Origin of the sequence: Burkholderia arboris (assembly GCF_902499125.1) — a bacterium.
GTDB classification, from domain to species: Bacteria; Pseudomonadota; Gammaproteobacteria; order Burkholderiales; family Burkholderiaceae; genus Burkholderia; species Burkholderia arboris.
The window spans coordinates 1-15,576 of the sequence record NZ_CABVPX010000005.1 but is presented as its reverse complement, the minus strand read 5'-3'; the positions used below and the strand labels follow the sequence as shown (position 1 = coordinate 15,576).

Annotated in this window: 17 protein-coding genes and 2 tRNA genes; 7 read left to right on the top strand and 12 right to left on the bottom strand. The window is 60.4% G+C overall.

Annotation, left to right across the window (positions count from 1 at the left end):
• Window positions 1-10: 10 nt before the first annotated feature.
• The 7 genes from BLA15945_RS07685 to BLA15945_RS07655 all read right to left on the bottom strand — a co-directional run bounded on the left by BLA15945_RS07685 (window position 11) and on the right by BLA15945_RS07655 (window position 7,997).
• The gene (locus BLA15945_RS07685) at window positions 11-2,053 is read right to left on the bottom strand and encodes a phage terminase large subunit family protein (protein ID WP_320205715.1); all 2,043 of its coding nucleotides are present in this window, start codon (window positions 2,051-2,053) and stop codon (window positions 11-13) included.
• Complete coding sequence (locus tag BLA15945_RS07680) at window positions 1,998-2,528, bottom strand: MarR family transcriptional regulator (RefSeq protein ID WP_174991963.1); 531 nt, start codon at window positions 2,526-2,528, stop codon at window positions 1,998-2,000. The genes BLA15945_RS07685 and BLA15945_RS07680 overlap by 56 nt, the downstream gene beginning before the upstream one ends.
• A 532-nt stretch (window positions 2,529-3,060) precedes the next feature.
• The gene (locus BLA15945_RS07675; RefSeq protein ID WP_174991962.1) at window positions 3,061-3,834 is read right to left on the bottom strand and encodes a zinc finger-like domain-containing protein; all 774 of its coding nucleotides are present in this window, start codon (window positions 3,832-3,834) and stop codon (window positions 3,061-3,063) included.
• A 222-nt stretch (window positions 3,835-4,056) separates the two neighbouring features.
• Window positions 4,057-6,564 (bottom strand): VapE domain-containing protein, encoded by a 2,508-nt coding sequence (locus BLA15945_RS07670; RefSeq protein ID WP_174991961.1) that lies wholly within the window; start codon window positions 6,562-6,564, stop codon window positions 4,057-4,059.
• Between the two features lie 260 nt (window positions 6,565-6,824).
• Window positions 6,825-7,208 carry a hypothetical protein gene (locus BLA15945_RS07665; protein WP_174991960.1) on the bottom strand — a complete coding sequence of 128 codons (384 nt, stop codon included), beginning with the start codon at window positions 7,206-7,208 and terminating at the stop codon, window positions 6,825-6,827.
• On the bottom strand, window positions 7,195-7,737 hold the full coding sequence (locus BLA15945_RS07660; RefSeq protein WP_174992103.1) for a phage regulatory CII family protein: 543 nt from the start codon (window positions 7,735-7,737) through the stop codon (window positions 7,195-7,197). Before BLA15945_RS07660 ends, BLA15945_RS07665 begins: the two co-directional genes overlap by 14 nt.
• A gap of 41 nt (window positions 7,738-7,778) precedes the next feature.
• Window positions 7,779-7,997, bottom strand: a complete 219-nt coding sequence (locus BLA15945_RS07655) for a hypothetical protein (protein WP_174991959.1) — start codon at window positions 7,995-7,997, stop codon at window positions 7,779-7,781.
• A gap of 83 nt (window positions 7,998-8,080) precedes the next feature.
• On the opposite strand from BLA15945_RS07655, the gene BLA15945_RS07650 reads away from it, so the two are divergent.
• The 7 genes from BLA15945_RS07650 (at window position 8,081) to BLA15945_RS07620 (ending at window position 12,223) form a co-directional block, all read left to right on the top strand.
• Complete coding sequence (locus BLA15945_RS07650; RefSeq protein ID WP_174991958.1) at window positions 8,081-8,623, top strand: hypothetical protein; 543 nt, start codon at window positions 8,081-8,083, stop codon at window positions 8,621-8,623.
• A gap of 305 nt (window positions 8,624-8,928) precedes the next feature.
• Window positions 8,929-9,147 carry a hypothetical protein gene (locus tag BLA15945_RS07645; protein ID WP_174991957.1) on the top strand — a complete coding sequence of 73 codons (219 nt, stop codon included), beginning with the start codon at window positions 8,929-8,931 and terminating at the stop codon, window positions 9,145-9,147.
• 50 nt (window positions 9,148-9,197) lie between these two features.
• On the top strand, window positions 9,198-9,560 hold the full coding sequence (locus tag BLA15945_RS07640) for a beta-hexosaminidase (protein WP_174991956.1): 363 nt from the start codon (window positions 9,198-9,200) through the stop codon (window positions 9,558-9,560).
• Complete coding sequence (locus tag BLA15945_RS07635; protein WP_174991955.1) at window positions 9,560-11,077, top strand: pyridoxal phosphate biosynthetic protein PdxJ; 1,518 nt, start codon at window positions 9,560-9,562, stop codon at window positions 11,075-11,077. Before BLA15945_RS07640 ends, BLA15945_RS07635 begins: the two co-directional genes overlap by 1 nt.
• On the top strand, window positions 11,074-11,526 hold the full coding sequence (locus BLA15945_RS07630; RefSeq protein WP_233464148.1) for a hypothetical protein: 453 nt from the start codon (window positions 11,074-11,076) through the stop codon (window positions 11,524-11,526). Before BLA15945_RS07635 ends, BLA15945_RS07630 begins: the two co-directional genes overlap by 4 nt.
• 2 nt (window positions 11,527-11,528) lie before the next feature.
• Entirely contained in the window at window positions 11,529-11,879 is a 351-nt protein-coding gene (locus tag BLA15945_RS07625) for a hypothetical protein (protein ID WP_174991954.1), read from the top strand.
• A gap of 8 nt (window positions 11,880-11,887) precedes the next feature.
• On the top strand, window positions 11,888-12,223 hold the full coding sequence (locus tag BLA15945_RS07620; protein WP_174991953.1) for a helix-turn-helix domain-containing protein: 336 nt from the start codon (window positions 11,888-11,890) through the stop codon (window positions 12,221-12,223).
• A 127-nt stretch (window positions 12,224-12,350) separates the two neighbouring features.
• On the opposite strand, the gene BLA15945_RS07615 is transcribed toward BLA15945_RS07620, so the two are convergent.
• The 5 genes from BLA15945_RS07615 to BLA15945_RS07595 all read right to left on the bottom strand — a co-directional run bounded on the left by BLA15945_RS07615 (window position 12,351) and on the right by BLA15945_RS07595 (window position 15,455).
• Window positions 12,351-12,734: an ASCH domain-containing protein gene (locus BLA15945_RS07615; RefSeq protein WP_174991952.1), complete on the bottom strand. Its 384-nt coding sequence runs from the start codon at window positions 12,732-12,734 to the stop codon at window positions 12,351-12,353.
• Complete coding sequence (locus BLA15945_RS07610) at window positions 12,712-13,689, bottom strand: N-acetyltransferase (protein ID WP_233464147.1); 978 nt, start codon at window positions 13,687-13,689, stop codon at window positions 12,712-12,714. Before BLA15945_RS07610 ends, BLA15945_RS07615 begins: the two co-directional genes overlap by 23 nt.
• Before the next feature lie 150 nt (window positions 13,690-13,839).
• A complete protein-coding gene (locus BLA15945_RS07605) occupies window positions 13,840-15,033 on the bottom strand; it encodes a site-specific integrase (RefSeq protein ID WP_174991950.1) in 1,194 nt (397 codons plus the stop codon).
• A 173-nt stretch (window positions 15,034-15,206) separates the two neighbouring features.
• Window positions 15,207-15,280 (bottom strand) — tRNA-Cys (locus tag BLA15945_RS07600).
• Window positions 15,281-15,379: 99 nt separating this feature from the next.
• Window positions 15,380-15,455: transfer RNA gene (locus BLA15945_RS07595), tRNA-Gly, on the bottom strand.
• Window positions 15,456-15,576 lie beyond the last annotated feature (121 nt).

Genomic DNA, 15,576 nt, shown 5'->3' with positions numbered 1-15,576 from the left:
ATTCCCTCATTTAGCGGCGCTTCAGGTAGGTCGACCGAGCAACACGACGGCCCTGAATGCGCGAAACCCCGCTCGGAGGCGGGGTTTCGACGGGTTTTACTACTGGCGGCGACGGCCGCGGAATCTCGGTAACGACCTCTTCAGCCGGCGGATCGGGAAGCACCTCGACCGGGATCACCGAAGGCAGCACCTCCAGCACCGGAACCGCATCGAACAGCGAGATCTGCGACGCGCGATGCTGCTCGACCTGCCAGTGCGCCTCGGTCATCAGGTGCACCTTCATGCTGCGGGCCGCGTGCATGGCGTACCCTTCGCAGTCCAGCGCCTCGTTTCTCTGACTGATCTTCTTCCACACGCGCTTACCACCACGTGGTCCCGGCACCTTGACCTCGGCCGTGAGCTGCGACAGGTAATCGCTGCGCACGCCGCTATACCAGTGCATGCGACCCGGCCCGTTGCCTTCGAGCTTGAGTCGGTTTTCGAGGATCAGATCCTTCGCCCGGCTCACGCCGACCATATACGGCCGCAGACCATACTTCGCCGCCTTGCTGTTGTTGCGCGTCGAGTCGATCGACGCCTTCGGCACGCTGAAAATCTCGGCATCGGCTTCGCTGCTGCCCTTGGCGGCCATGACGTTATGACCGGCCTTCTGCGCAGCACGCACATACTTGTATACCGCGTCCGACGTCGCGCCGTCCGACGAATCGATCGACGTTGCGCGTACGCGGAGTTGCCAGCCATTCTCGTGCCGGTACGAGTGCGTAAGCATCGTCGTCAACGCGCCCCATACACCACCCGTCATCGGGTCTTGCTGCTGATCGGTCACATTGCCGTAAATCTCACCCCATACGACGAGCCAACTTTCCTCGCCACGTCCCCATGCGCGCACGATTACCGCAAGGCGGTCGTGCTGCACGTCGACGCCCAGCGTCAACAGCAGACCACCGGTCGGCACCGTCAGCTCCGCGTACGGCAGCGCTCGTTCCGCGAGCACGTCCAGCTCGGGCAGATCGGTCTTGTATTTGTACGGCCGCCCCTGAGAGTTGTTCACGAAGGAACGCATCTTCGTATCGTCGCCCTCGCGCAGCGCTCGCTCGGCCGTCAGCCACTTCTTGACCAGCTCCGCCATGTTCGAGCCGGGGAACGGCGACACCAGCTCGTTGATGCGGAAGCCGGCAACGCCGTGGAATGGTGCCGTCGCGACCCATCGCCCACGACGAACAGCGCGGATGCGCGTCGCGTCGTCCCACAGCGAGCCGCAATGTGGACAGGTGTACCGGGCCGTCTCCGGTTGTGCGCGGCCGTAGACCTCATGCTCGACTTCGGCGCCTTCGCTCCAGGTGACGTTCTCCCACGCCAGTTCGTGCTCTTCGTCGCAATCGGAGCACGGCACCAGATACACGCGCTGATCCGACGCCGCATAGCCCTGCTGGATACGTGACAGGCCGTCGACGGTCGGCGTGCCGCCCAAGATCATCTTGCGTCGCCGATCGGAATAGCTTTTGTTCCGCTCCTCCAGCAGCGTGATCGAGTCGCCTTGCTCGCGCACGTTCGTGTTCGCGTCGTCCGGCTCCTCGACCGCGACGACCGGGGCCGGCGTCGACTTCACGTCGTCCGGCGCGTTCGACGTGATGAACTTCAGGAAGCCGCGCGCGAACGTCTTGTGATCCCACAAGTTGTTTTTGTCACGGGCCGCGTGCACCGGTAGCTTTGCCGACAGGCGAGGCGTCACCTCGACCATCGGCTCGAACTTCTCCAGGTTGAACTTCTTCGCCGTCTTCTCTTTCGGGAACATGACGATCATCGGACACGGATCGACGTCGATCCGCTTGCCGATGTAGTTCAGCAGCACGCCGTCCGTCCACGCGACCTGCGCCGATTTCATGCACACGACCTTCTGCACGGTCGGATCGTCCAGCGCTTCGTGCATGCCGAACACCCACGGCGTGATGTTCGGGTTGTACCGGCCGGGGCTGGCCGATCCCTTCGCGCTCAACCTACGATGTTTGCGCGCCCATTCCGTCGTCCCAATCCGCTCCGGCGGACGCAGCATCTTCGCGATCCGGCGAATCACTGCGTTGACTGTCTGGGTCGTATTCAGAAAGCTGCTCAAGGCATCCATATATGTGCTCATTCAACCATTCGACGTCTACCCCGACGCCGTATAGCGTGTGCAGCTCCTGCACCAGCTTGTCGGACAGCGACAGCAGCTCCGTTTGAAATGCGCCGACCATCAGGCCGTACGCCTGTTCGAGTTGCGCCGCGTTGACGAGTTGCCCCTTCTTCTCGGCCAGCGTGAGCAGCTTGATCTCACGATCGACGCGCTCCGTCATCGCGCGCTCCGCGACGAGATCGATCCCGGTCTCGCTGGAACGGCCGGCCGCGACCTCGCGCAAGTGCCGAATGTAGGCGATGCGGATCTCGTCGATCGACACGGCGCGGTAATCTAGCCGGACCTTGTCAACGAACCGCGAAACGGCCGACTGGTCCAGGTCGAGATGGTCGGCGATCTGCTGCTGAGTCGGCATGAATATGACCCCCTATGGAAACTCGCCAGTAGAGAAAAAACGCGGGTGCGAGCCCCCGCGTATGGCGATGCCCGGAGGGTCCCCGCCTGCTCAAAAAGTAGGCAGACCCGCACCGATCGCGACATCGGCGGTCACGCCGTCGCCCGCTCGGTCCATCGCCCACACAACGCGGTCCATCGCATCGTCAAACACGAAGCACCGCGCGGTAACGCGCCCCATGCTTCGATCTTCATCCCACGTCGACCAGACCTCGCTCGGCCCGGCGCTCGTCGACTCGATTCGCATTTCAGCGCCCCAATGCAAAAAGCCCTGAGGGCTTTCGCACTCAGGGCTTCGATATTCATTTCGTAAGGGCGAACGCCCTCCCAACAGATCCCGACAGACAGTTATCGTTGTTGGTCGCGGCGCTCCCGCGATTCAGTACGCCTGTCGGGCGAAGGTTGCGACACGAGTGTGCGGTCGCTCACGTATCCAGTGACGCGGTAAAGGATGTGCAAAGTTTACGCGATCCGCTCTTGAAATGGAATACGTTTCATCCTCGCAATTGCCGCCGCAATGTGTCGTACACCGATCCATCTACCGTATCCAACAGCGCGAGCATGTCGTGAAAGCGCCACGACCAGTTCTTCCGATACTCGTCGAGCGATACGCCGAGCGCGTGCGCCCGGCCAGCGTCGTCGACCTGCCGCTTGCCAGAACCGGAACAGCAGGGGCAAATATGCCGGCCCTTCGAATCCGAAGCCGGCGACGCCGCAATCCGCCCCATCCCGCCGCAGTCGTCGCATGGTTCGTATTCCCGAAAGACCAGCGGTCCGTTACGCCCCTCGAAGAAGGGGATACGCTCCTCTGATACACACTCCTTCCCGCTGCCACCACACACACCGCACGCGTGCGTTGACGTCGTGACGGCACGCGCGCGACGCACGACACCACGCCCCTCACATTCGACACACTGATCGTTCACCCACTCGTCCAGCAACCGCAGCGCGAATCGCTCGACGATGTCGACCTTCGAACGCTCGACAGCGTGCCCCGCACGTTGATCGCGACGCTCGTCGCGCGACAGGCCCGTGAACCGCGCACGCTTGAATCGGCCCGACGTCCGGATCATCTGCGCCAACAGCAACGTTGCACGCCGAACCATCGCGGGCGTCGGCAGCGGCCCGGCCTTGATTCGGGCCAGCAAGCTCCCGAGATCGTTCGCAAAGGCGAGCGCGCCCAAAGTAACTTTAGGATCGGCAATCGGGTCGGTGAACTGACCACGAACGCTCATCGCAACGCCCACCCGCTCTTTCAAATCGATCATCACTCTCTCCTATTCGTCCTAATGTCCCAATGTCCCAAGGGAAAAGGCTTGTCGGGGTGCGCGCCTGCGACATGCGCGACATGCGCCGCTCACGTCGCGCATGTCGCGCACCTGCACCCGCGCCCGAGACCGCGCCTTGGGACATTGGGACATGGGACGTCCGCAGCGCGCCAAGACGTGGCAAGTGGCGCGCTTACCGTGCAGGCACAGCGCGCCACTCGATCACAGCGGACTGTCGTCATCACCCGCTGCGACCAGTTCGCGCTCCACTTCCGGCTGCTGCTCTTCCTTCACGTAGTACCAACCGCGCGAACCGGTCGACTCGCGCTTGCGTACCCACCCGAGCGACTTCAACGCCTTGCCGATACGGCGCTGCTCTGCCAGCGTCCACTTCGATGTGTCGAGCTTCAGAATGTCCGCGAGGATCTCTTCCATCGTCGTGCGCGGCACGAATTCCAGGGCTTTGGCGATCTTGTCCTCGTACACGTCGCCTTCGTAGCGCTCCGCCTGCTCGATCTCGAACAGCGGGCGCTCATGCTCTTCTACGTGCCACACGACGCCCGAGCGATACAGGTGTACGGCTTCCGCCCAAAGCTGTTCACGAACGGCCACAATGCCGTCGATGTCGACCAGACCGCCGACACGCAGCGGCCAATATCGCCGGTTGCCCGACTCGTCCTTCAGGTACGTGTCGAAGTTGACCGAGCCAGCGAACACGCACTGGCGCGGGACGTCGGTCGCTCGCTTGCCATAGAAGTTGCGAAACCGGTCGACGGCCGTCGCGAAGAAGCTTTTCACCGCCGACGAGTCGGCCTTGTTCAACGAGTCCAGTTCGGCCAACTCGATCACCCACTTTCCGGCCAGCACCGCGTACGTGTCTTTGTTGCCGATCTGGATCGGCGTGTCGGTGAACCACGGAGCGCCGGCCAGCACCTTCAGCGCCGTCGACTTGCGGTGCCCCTGTTTGCCTTCGAGGATCAGGACGTTGTCGACCTTGCAGCCCGGCTCCATCACGCGCGCGACGGCCGCGATCATCCACTTCGTGAACGCGAGTTGCACATACTCGCTGTCGGCGACACGCAGGTATGTCGACGGCATCGATCGCACGCGCGACACGCCGTCCCATTTCAACCCTTCGAGGTATTCGCGCACTTCATGGAAGTGGGTCGCATCCGCTACCAGCAGGACCGCGTTCATCACGATATCGGTGCGCGTATCAAGGCCGTACCGTTGGGACAACCAGAGAACGGTCCGCTGGTCATCCATGTCGGTCCACTCGCCCGTCACACCCTGCGGGAACGGCGGCGCTTTGCGCTTCATCACGCGACCACCGAAGTCGTCCTGCTCGATCACGCCCTGCCACGCCTTGTGGTTCGACAGGATCAGGTGCACGTTCCCGAGCGTCGGCAGCAGCCGGCCCTTGTCCGATCGCGCCAGATCCTGCTCCCACGTGTGTGCGCCGTTCTCTGCTTCACGGCCGTCCCATTCCGCCTGTTTCGCGGCAGCGGACGTCGCGGCGGGCTTCGTCTGCGTGACTTCCGCGGTCGGCATAGCGACCGTCGCCGGCCGGATCTCTTCGTTCGCTGGCGCGATGACGCGCAAGATTGCCGCTTGCACCTGCGCCTCGACTGCCTCGAAGCCATCTTCGACGTGTAGGTCGTTGAAATCGGTCAGCTTGCGCTCGCCGCGATTGGCGAATACCGGATAGACGACACTGACGTCGTCGACAGTCGCTGCCGCCTCGTACGCACGCTTCAGGCCCGTGTTCTCGAAGCGCTTACGGCGCAGCGGCATCACGTCGTTGCCGTAGCTCGCCTCGACGTACGGCACGCCGTTGTCGTCACGACGGCGCGATGCGGCAACCATGTACCAGGTGCTCTTCGCCTCGATCCGCACGGGGTCGGCACCAAACACCAGCTCACCACGGAAGCCGAACTCGTCGGCGAGCCAGTCGCGCATGCGCTGCTCGATCTTCCAGTCGTCATCAGCGCAGACCAGCACGTGCACGTCCGGATACATCGCACGCAGGTAGCGAACGGCCGGGAGGATGCCGCCCGCATCGAAGCAGATATCGACGGCGAACGCGTCGTCGATCGCCATACGGATCGCACGCGCGGTTGCATAGCCTTCGGCGACCAGCACGATCTGGTCGTCTGTACCGACGTCGCCGAGCAGATACGAAGCACCCTTCTTTTCCATGCCCTTGTTGAAGCGCTTCGCGCCGTCCGGCGTGATCTTCTGCAGACCGACGAGACGAGTGTCGTCGCCGTACTGATACATCGGCACGAAGATCGTGCCGTCTGCATCGAAACGCACGCCTTCGGCTGTGAGGTGCTTGCGGTCGAGATAGGCGGACGTGCCGTCCTCTGCCGCACGGTTCCACTGATCCTGCGCGCGGTTCGCGGCGAGCTTCGCCTGACGCGCATCACGCTCGGCCTGCTCACGGTCGGCGGCCTCCTGCCGGCGACGCGTCTCCGCAAGCACTTCCTCGCTCATCGGTGCGCCGCTCCACTCGAATCGCTCGGTGCCCGGATCGTCACCGGAGAAATGGCCGAATGTCCCGCCATAGCCGATCGTCGCGCCCTTGCTGACGACCTCGCGAAGCTGATACCAGTATTTCTTGCGCGGCCCGTACCGATGGTGTTTGCCGTCCGCTACCGGATGGCCGGCGGGCAGGTCGGGATGCCCCGCCGCACGCAATTGCTGAATGATCTGGTCCAGTGTCGCCATACAATAATTTCCTCTGTCAAAGTAACTTTGGCCGCTTGTCGCGGCCAGATCACAATTCGTTGAGCTGCGCCCTGTTAGCTCGCACGCCGATCCGCATCCAGCTCGGTGAGGCGGCGGTCGCGTTCAACCTTGTGGGAAAAGCTGCGCCACGCTGCCCGGCCGGCTGCATAACACTGCCGTCCGCTCGGCGAGCGGCCGTACTGCGATGTGCCGCGTCGCAACGCGCTACTGATTCCGTTCACGTTCACGGGGGTCTCCGGTTATTTGCCGCGTTGTCGACGCCATTCGGCGGACATGAGATCGTCGAACGCGGCAAGGTCCAGCGCGCAGAGACGATCGGTAAGCTGGTCGCGGAACGCGTGACGTTCCGCCTTGGTTGCGAGCGCAGCGCATGCGTGCGCGGCTCGCTCGATGAACAAGCGCACGCTCCCCGCTTCGGTCGCTTCCGCCAAAAGCGAGGCGAGACGATCGGGGAACGTGGCGACCAGGTCGGAGAGCAGGCGCCCCGCTTCGACGGGGGCGCGTTCAAATCGGGATGCGAGCGTCGTGACAGCGCACGCCAATTGCTGCTCACGTGAGCAGCACAGGCCGACCCGTTCACGGTCAGGCCGGCAGCACCCCATGTCGGGCTTAAACCGTTCCATGACGACGACGGCGACGCGCAGCTAGGTTGCGAGCAGCGTGAATCAAACGCTGGAACAGACGCTGGCCCTTGCGACCGGTCGCGATGATCTTCTCGGCGTCTTGATCGTCGATCCGCTGATCCGCCAGTGCGCGTGTCACGCCGTCAGCAACGAGACCTACATGCGCTTGCAGGTGCAGCGCCGTCGATACGAGCCGCAGCGTGCCAGGTTCGCTGACGTCGTCAGCCGCGTGGTCATCGATGTGTTCGGCCACGAGACCGAAACGCGAGTTCAACGCATGCAGCGCGTCGAGCGCGTACACCTCGCCTTCCGCCTTCTCCTGCATCCACTCGACCAGCAGCTCGAACATTTCCATCGACAAGCGGCTGTCGCCGACACCACGCAGGCGCAGACGAAGCGATTCCGGCGTGATGTTCTTTCCGCGCCGGATCGTGAGGTGGTTCGCCGCGTCGGCGACACCGCCAGGCGTGTTGCGAACGGACGTATAGAGCACGTCCAGCCATTCGGTACTGTCGTATCGGCAGGTCATATCGGGGCTTTGGGAATGTGCCGCTTTCATCCTGTCGTGCATCAATGCGCGTCGGTAGGATTTGCGGTGGAAAAAACGAAGAGAAAGAGATCCGGTCGTTCGACCTTCACGGCTGCAGGAATCCCGCGCGCGAGCCAATTGCAAACACGCTGCGTGCCGCCCTGATGCCTCTCATAGCCGAGAAGCTCGGCGACCCTTGCCGGGCCACCAAGACGGGTGATCATGATGCGGTCGGCTTCAATCCGGGCGGTCTTATCCATCCCCCGAATTAAACACTATGTTTATACGATTTGCAAACGCACCGTTTAACAACGCCACGTTTACTTCGCCGACTATTTGTCGCATGAGGAAACTGCACGAAACCATTGAGCGGCTGTATCGAGCGGCAAAGGACCTTCAAGACGTTGAAGGCCCCGCAAACGTTGCTCGCCTGCTCAACGAGTCGCCCCAACTACTTAACAACTGGGAACGTCGCGGGATGTCGGCTGCCGGCATGATTCATGCCGCATCGGTGATCGGTTGCCGCGCTGACTGGCTCAAAACGGGCGACGGCCGCATGGCCGATGAAGGCTCGACGAAAGAAACATTACATTCAAGTAACATCGCCTCCGGCCATCATGACGAGCGCCATACCAAGACACCGTCCGTAGCGCAGCCCGATGTAGAAACACGGGCGCGGCGACTCGCTTCCGCGCTGACTGACGCGGCATCGAACGGCTTGGTCTCAGAACGGTTAATCAGTGCTTTGGAAGGAATGCTGGAAGCGGGAATATCGCAATCTTCGGCGGCGTCATTCGCTAAACACTCACGCGCTGCCGTAAGAGCATCCGTGCGTTCCGGGGAAACCAGCACCAATGAAACGCCGAAGCGGAGATCGACCAAGTAACGTCGTAGACCTCGAAGCATTCCGATCCACACGTGCTAAACGGCACGTTACTGACGACCACGATTTCAGTACCGACATTCGTTTTGCCGTAACCACCTACGGCAAGATCGTCACCCCCCCTCCCCGCCTCAATCCCCAGCACTTGCTCGCAGTCTTGTCGTGGTGTCACGACATGGCTGCGCACGTCCTTGACACATATCTCGAATCCGCTGGGTAGGCCAGAGTAAACAAAATGTTTGCCCTTCAATTAAACATGATGTTTAATTCGGTTGTCGCGTCGCCCGACGCTTAACCGGAGAACAACCATGAAGTTGACCGATTTGAACGCGCAAGCCCGTCACGACTGGCTCCGCGAAGAACAATCGCCCCGCATCATGCCGTCCGAACCCGCACGCCAAAGCAACTTTGAAAAGTCCAAGGTCTTTCGATGGACGATCGTTGCCTGCCTGCTGTTCGTTGCCGTCAACATCTTCCAAGACGACCCGATCGTCGCACCGACGACCACCTCCCAAATCACCGTCTAAACCGCCCTGATCCTGCCGGGGCGAGCGCCCCCGGCGTCATGGAGACCACCATGCCGCGAATCAAAGTCAAAGCCGAACCCCTCTTCGATATTGAACGTCGAGACACCCTGTCACTGCGCAGCGTTGCGCGATACGACCGCAATGCGAAGCGCCCGACGACGCCGATCCTCATCGGCAAGTACGTTGTAGGCCGCCGGCCGCTGGCCGACAGCCTCCACACGCTTTACATGATCCTCGACGGTGCCGAGATCGCAGGCACGCAGATCTCGACCCCAAGCGAAGGCGACTGCGCCAGCGCGATCAAGCGCCTGCGCGACGCGAAGCGCGCGGCGGGCAAGGTGGCATCGGACGCGATCAGCAAAGCGAAGAAGCCCGGCAAGGCTCGAACGGCGGTAACGCAGGAGGTTGCGTAATGGACGAGCGCACGCAACAGCTCAACCTGACTGCGCCGATCCCGACCGGGAACATCAAAGCCGCAGCAGCCGCTGCAGGCGCAACGTCTGCGGACCTGTGGATGGTCCCCTACGGTCAACTTCACTACGATCCGTCCGACAACATCCGACCGGTTGATCCCGAATGGGTGACGCACCTCACTGCCCTCATCATGGTGAACGGGTATGACAAGGGTTCACCCCTCCATTGCTACGCGCGAAAGGTCGACGGGAAGGATCTGCTGTACGTGTACAAGGGGCAGCACCGCTACCTTGCGGCCGGCAAAGCAATCGAAGCCGGCAAGGACATCGGCAAGATCCCGGTTGTCGTCCGTGACGCCAAAACGGTCAACCGCGCCGAAATGGTGATCGACGGCTATCTCAGCAACGACAGCAAACGATCGTCGCCGCTTGAGCTGGCCGGCGTTGTCGCCGAGCTACGCGACATTCATGGCATGACGCTTGCTGCCATCTGCGAGCGCCTGAATGTCACCGACCAAACGATCCGCGACGTCGGCCTACTCGAACGCGCCCCGCTCGAACTGCATCAGATGGTTCGAGACGGCGCAGTCGCCGGCACGCTCGCGATCGAACAGATCCGCGAACACGGGGCCGATAAGGCGCTAGACCGCCTGCAGAAAGGTGCGGCAAAGGCAGCAGCGTCTGGCAAGGCACGCGTGACGAAGAAGCACCTCGACGCGGCGCCTAAGTCGTCACCGGTAGAGCACGCGCCTGTCGAGGCACCAGCTCCAGCGCGAACGTCAGCACGATCGACCGCGCCCACCAAGATTACCGAGCCGCGCGCAAAGCAACTTTTGCAAGCTCTGCAGGCGGTGTTGCACGACGATGGCTTCGGGAAACTGGCACCCGCGACAATCGATGCCGTTCACTCAGCGCTGACGCCGCTTACCGACCTGCTCGACACAAAACCCACCGGAAGATTTTGGCCTGTCACGGAACCGGACGAGAACGGTGGCTGTGAGCCGGTCGAGACGCTGCGTGGTCCTGAGCGAACCGATCGGATCAAGGGGCCGCTCGCACACATTCGCATCGCGCAACCGTCTCCCGGAGCTTGGATTTACGCGATCGAATACAACACCGGCACCAGCTTCGCGAGTGATCCATTGAAGGTGTCTCCGCAGACGCGCGCAGTCTGGACACGCGTTCAGGCTATTCGCTCAGGCGCTGCGCGGCTCATCGACACGATCAAGTCGCCCGTTCATGGGCGGACGAAGTCGGAGCAAGCCGCATTCAAGCGGATTCTCGCGTGGGCTGACGAGATCATCGGCATGCCGGACCCTGATATGACCACCGAATTCTCAGCAGCAACCGCCAAGGGGGATCGCCCTGATTTGTCGGAAGTGTTGACGGCCATCGAACATAAGCGGCGAATCGCGTCGAATCAGTCGCTGCTCAACGCCGCATTCCCGGCTCAGAAGGCAAAGCCGGGTCTTGACCCCGCGGCCGCGTGGCCGTTCCCGACAGGAGGCGCGAAATGACCTCGCGCCCGGCCCTTTCTACCCCACGTCCGCTGCCGCGAAAGCGGGAAAACGCGACGAGCCGCACGGCTATCAAACTGGCGAGCGTCAACGGTACTTCAATGCAGTCCGCCTGCGGCGGGCTGACACCCGCAAAAGCAATCCAGAAGGACGAAGCGCCGCTCGCGCGGCGCAAACCTATCCAGACGAACGAAGCCTTGGCGGATGCCCGCCAAGGCAGGCTCACGCGGCTCGACGCCCTTCGCATCGATATCCGCGCGTTGATCACCGAGATCTCGCACGCGGCCGACGTCGAGCTGCTGGACATGATGGCCGACGAGATCGGCTCGTTCGCTCGCCACAAAGCCGCGCAGGACGCGCGCACCTGGGCAGCAACTGCCGGCATCACGCTGGAAACCGGCTTGATGCAGCTCGGCCGAGCGCTGCCCGCATCCATCAATGGGGAATAACCATGACCAACAACATAATGAGCTGCGCTGATGCGCTGACGGACGCCGCACGCGACGTGCTCATCGAGCGCCTCAGGCAAATTGAAGTGAAAGGTTGGACTTCAGAGCACGACGACGAGCAAACGTGCGAAGAGATTGCCGTGATGGCGTCGTACTTTGCCATGCCAACCGGCGTGCGCAACTGGCCGATGAACGGGACAAACGATGGAGCAACGCTTGGCCAAGCGATCTTGCCGGACGGTTGGGTGGTCAGGATTGAAACTGATCGCCGTAGAGAACTGGTGAAAGCCGCCGCGCTTATCCTTGCCGAGATCGAACGCATGGATCGAGTGCAACCTCGCAATAAGGGGTAAGGCACACGATGAGAACTTTCGATTTGCAGGAATGCGCTGACTTCCTCAAAGTCGACCGCACGACCGCCATGAGACTTGCTCAGCAAGGGGACATCGTCGGCGCACGCATCGGCCGCGCATGGGTCTTTCTCGAAGATGATGTCGTCGCATTCCTACGTGAACAAGCGCAGAAGCAGACACTCGAGCGAATCGAGGGTCGCTCAAACCATGATCAGTCAGAAATCGACCGGCGTGTGCATGCGGCAATCCAACGACAAGTGCAGCAGCCGTCTGTACGTAAAGCCGGCCGTACAGCACGCACACTTCCCCGGCTTCCCGATCTACCACCAGCGCACGCCGCGTAATTGATGGAACGCCTCGCCGGTTTGGCGAGGCGTTCCGGTATACAAAGCTACTTTACTGAATCGCCTCGACAACCCAACGCACGCGGCCGTCCTGCCCTGACCCCGGTCGCCCGAGTGCTTCCCATTCTCACGCCGCAGCATCCAGATAACGAAACGACTGTGGCGGCACTCCGCCAGGAATTACCGCGTGTAGCTCTAGAGGTGTCTCATAGCGAGTCACAGTTTTGACACCGATCGCATATCCCGCCTTACGACCTCTGAAATATGTTTCAAAAAATGCCTTCGTAATTCCAGAATACTCTCTTGTCGTACGCCAAAGCTTGCTAGGGCTTTCTTTCAAGATCGAATCAATTTCGAATTCGCCGACCACCTTTCCAACTGGCATAGTTGCATAAATCACAACAGTCCTTACGTCGGAATTTTTGAAAACCGCCTTTCGAAACTCGAATCGCTTTTCTCCACTAAGTATGCGGTCTGCATACTCCGGCTTAATCGACAATAAGACTTTCATCAACCCCTCCATCAATCGCAATTTGCTTAAATTGATCCCGAGTCAGCCCCAAAAACCCCGGATATGCGTTTCTATCGATCCCGACATTTTCAATGAGATGATGCCGAGTCAATCGACGACGCAATGCGATGTTGTAGGTAAAACGCAGAATAATTGGATACTTCTTACTTCTGTAGTACCCGATCAGCTCATCGTCCGGAAAAACGCTGTGCGGTCGAGCATAGGTCACAAAATCATCAGCAGTCTGGAACGAATCAATATGTCGCACTTCCTCAACGACGCAAAGCGACGTCGCAACCGCCCTGTACTCCGCCGGCCCTTTGCCGTCGCCAGTACGATACATCACAATCTTGTCACCGGGCTGCAGCGACATAAGCCCCTTCATTCCAGCAATATATATCTTGTTGATACTGTTTGTATGAGAAACGTCCTTTACAATTCTGACGTCTTCATTATTTAAAATAGAGTCAGGCAACAAGCGTGTATGATAACCCGGATAAATTCCAACCTGATAATACGAGCCTTCGAGCCTAATTAGTGGATAATTTTTTTCACGATCCACCTCGCCCCGCCATTGCATTGGGCGCGTCATAACATCCTCGACGCCATTTGCGGTCGCCTTTTCAGCAACCTTCTCGAATCCATATCGAGTGAGCAAATTAATTAAACCAATGTGCTTAGAAAAGACGGTCACATATAGCTCTTCCGCCCCCTCTTCGACTGCATGATCGAAGATCTTCTTGACGAACCGCTCGCCCAACTTGGTACCGTGCGCGTTAATCTTGAATGTCCCAACTTTTACGCGCCGCTTAGCCGGCAATTGCGGGTTCACGTCTGCTACAGGGTCATCCTCGATCTTCAGATACAGGAATCCATCAATCAAATTCGAATCGTCTTGTTCGAATACGTAGGCCCAGTTTTCTGCCTTTCGGTGGAACCAATCCTCGAATTCCACGTAGTCCGCCTTAAGCGAATCGAAGAACGGATCCGCAAGGTTTGTATGTTTGAATTGCTTGTACTCGAATCCCACTTTCACGCCCCCGTAGTTGAGTTATGGGGACATTATAGAGGCGCGCCGGCGACATCGGCGCGCCTCTATTGCAAACTACCATAGCCGCTCGGCCAGATCACTCCCTCGCAGGTTCGCGTAGCGCATCAACACCTTCGGGTCCGTATGGCCCGTGATCTTCGCGATTTGGATGTCGCTCAATGTCGTCCGCTCGTACAGCCGCGACGTCGCCTCGTGCCGCAGGTCATGGAATACGAGGTCCGGGCATCCAGCCGCGTTGAATAAGCGGCCGAACTGGCCCGACAGCCTCACTGTGACGCGCTCGAGAACCTTCCGTTTGAGGAGCGGGAAATTCTTCGCACGCATCGCGGCTTCGATGTCGTCGATCCACGGAAACAGCCGGCCACCGTCAAACGAGAATCCGCACATTTCCGGGTCCTGACTTGTCACGGCTGCAACGTAGCGCTCGTACGCGGCAATCGCAACCGTTGTGAGCGGCACCGAACGCTTGCTGCCGTTCTTCGTCCGCTCTAGCGCGGCCGTCCGGCGGTCGACGTCGAACTGCGCGATATCCAACGTATACATCTCGCGCATCCGCATCGCAGACTCGATCGCCAACTCGAACAGGAACACCAGCGCCGGCCGATACGGTAGTTCGAAGACTCGCTCGCGCCCCTCAGGCTTTCCACCCGCCATGATGCGCCGGATCTCGACCTCCTCGGCCGCGCTCGGACGTCGGTCGCGATGCACATCGTCTTTCGCCGCGACGTCCTGCGCCTCGACCGCCACGCGATCCTCATCGGTGTAGGTCGCGTAGCGCTTCGGCAGCAATCGAAGCGGATTGACCGCGAGCATTGGGGTGCCGGACTTGACCACCCAATCGAAACAGCGGGCAAGCGCCCCAACATTGTGGCGAATCGTCGACGGCGACAAGTGATGCTCGCGCTTCATGCCCGTCACCCATCGTTCGGCCCATTCGTAGTCGATCGTGGTGAGCGCTTTCGTCGGCAACCGGCCGAGCAATGTGTTGAGCACCTGGACATCCGAATCGGGCACTGAGACACGACGCAAATACTCGCGGATAGCGTCCAACGTCGTCGAGATCATTTCCCGTTGCTCTACGACGTCTGCGGGCACGATGCCGGCGTCGAGCAGCTGCTCCAGTCGAGCGACATACGCGTCGCCCTCCTCTTCGGTTTGGAACGTCAGAGAAAGTGGCTTTGGGAGGAGCTTTGAACGTCGGATGATGTATTCCCACGTTCCGGAAGGTCGTAATCGCTTGGTCGCCATGCGCTGATGTGAACTCGCCTATACGGCCAAAGAGCCGGCTTAGGCGTGGTTACGCGTGTTTCTTAAGTGGTTGGAGGCGACTTTGTACCACTCCAGGCAACTTTCTTACAAGGATGAAAGCGGAGCAGAAAAAAGAAAAGCCCTGATTTCTCAGGGCTTTTTCTCTTCTTACTTGGAGGCGCGAGCCGGAGTCGAACCGGCCTAAACGGCTTTGCAGGCCGCTGCATAACCGCTTTGCTATCGCGCCAAAAGCGGACTGTCCGGATGCCGTGAGGCAAGCGACAGATTTTTATTCGAGGACCGGAAGTCCATCAAATAAAAAGGGAAGCTTGGCTTCCCCATGACTTGGAGCGGGAGACGAGTCTCGAACTCGCGACCTCAACCTTGGCAAGGTTGCGCTCTACCAACTGAGCTACTCCCGCATTGTCCTGCACCTGCAGCGCTTTGCCGTACCACACGCTGCCAGAAAAATCTGGAGCGGGAGACGAGTCTCGAACTCGCGACCTCAACCTTGGCAAGGTTGCGCTCTACCAACTGAGCTAC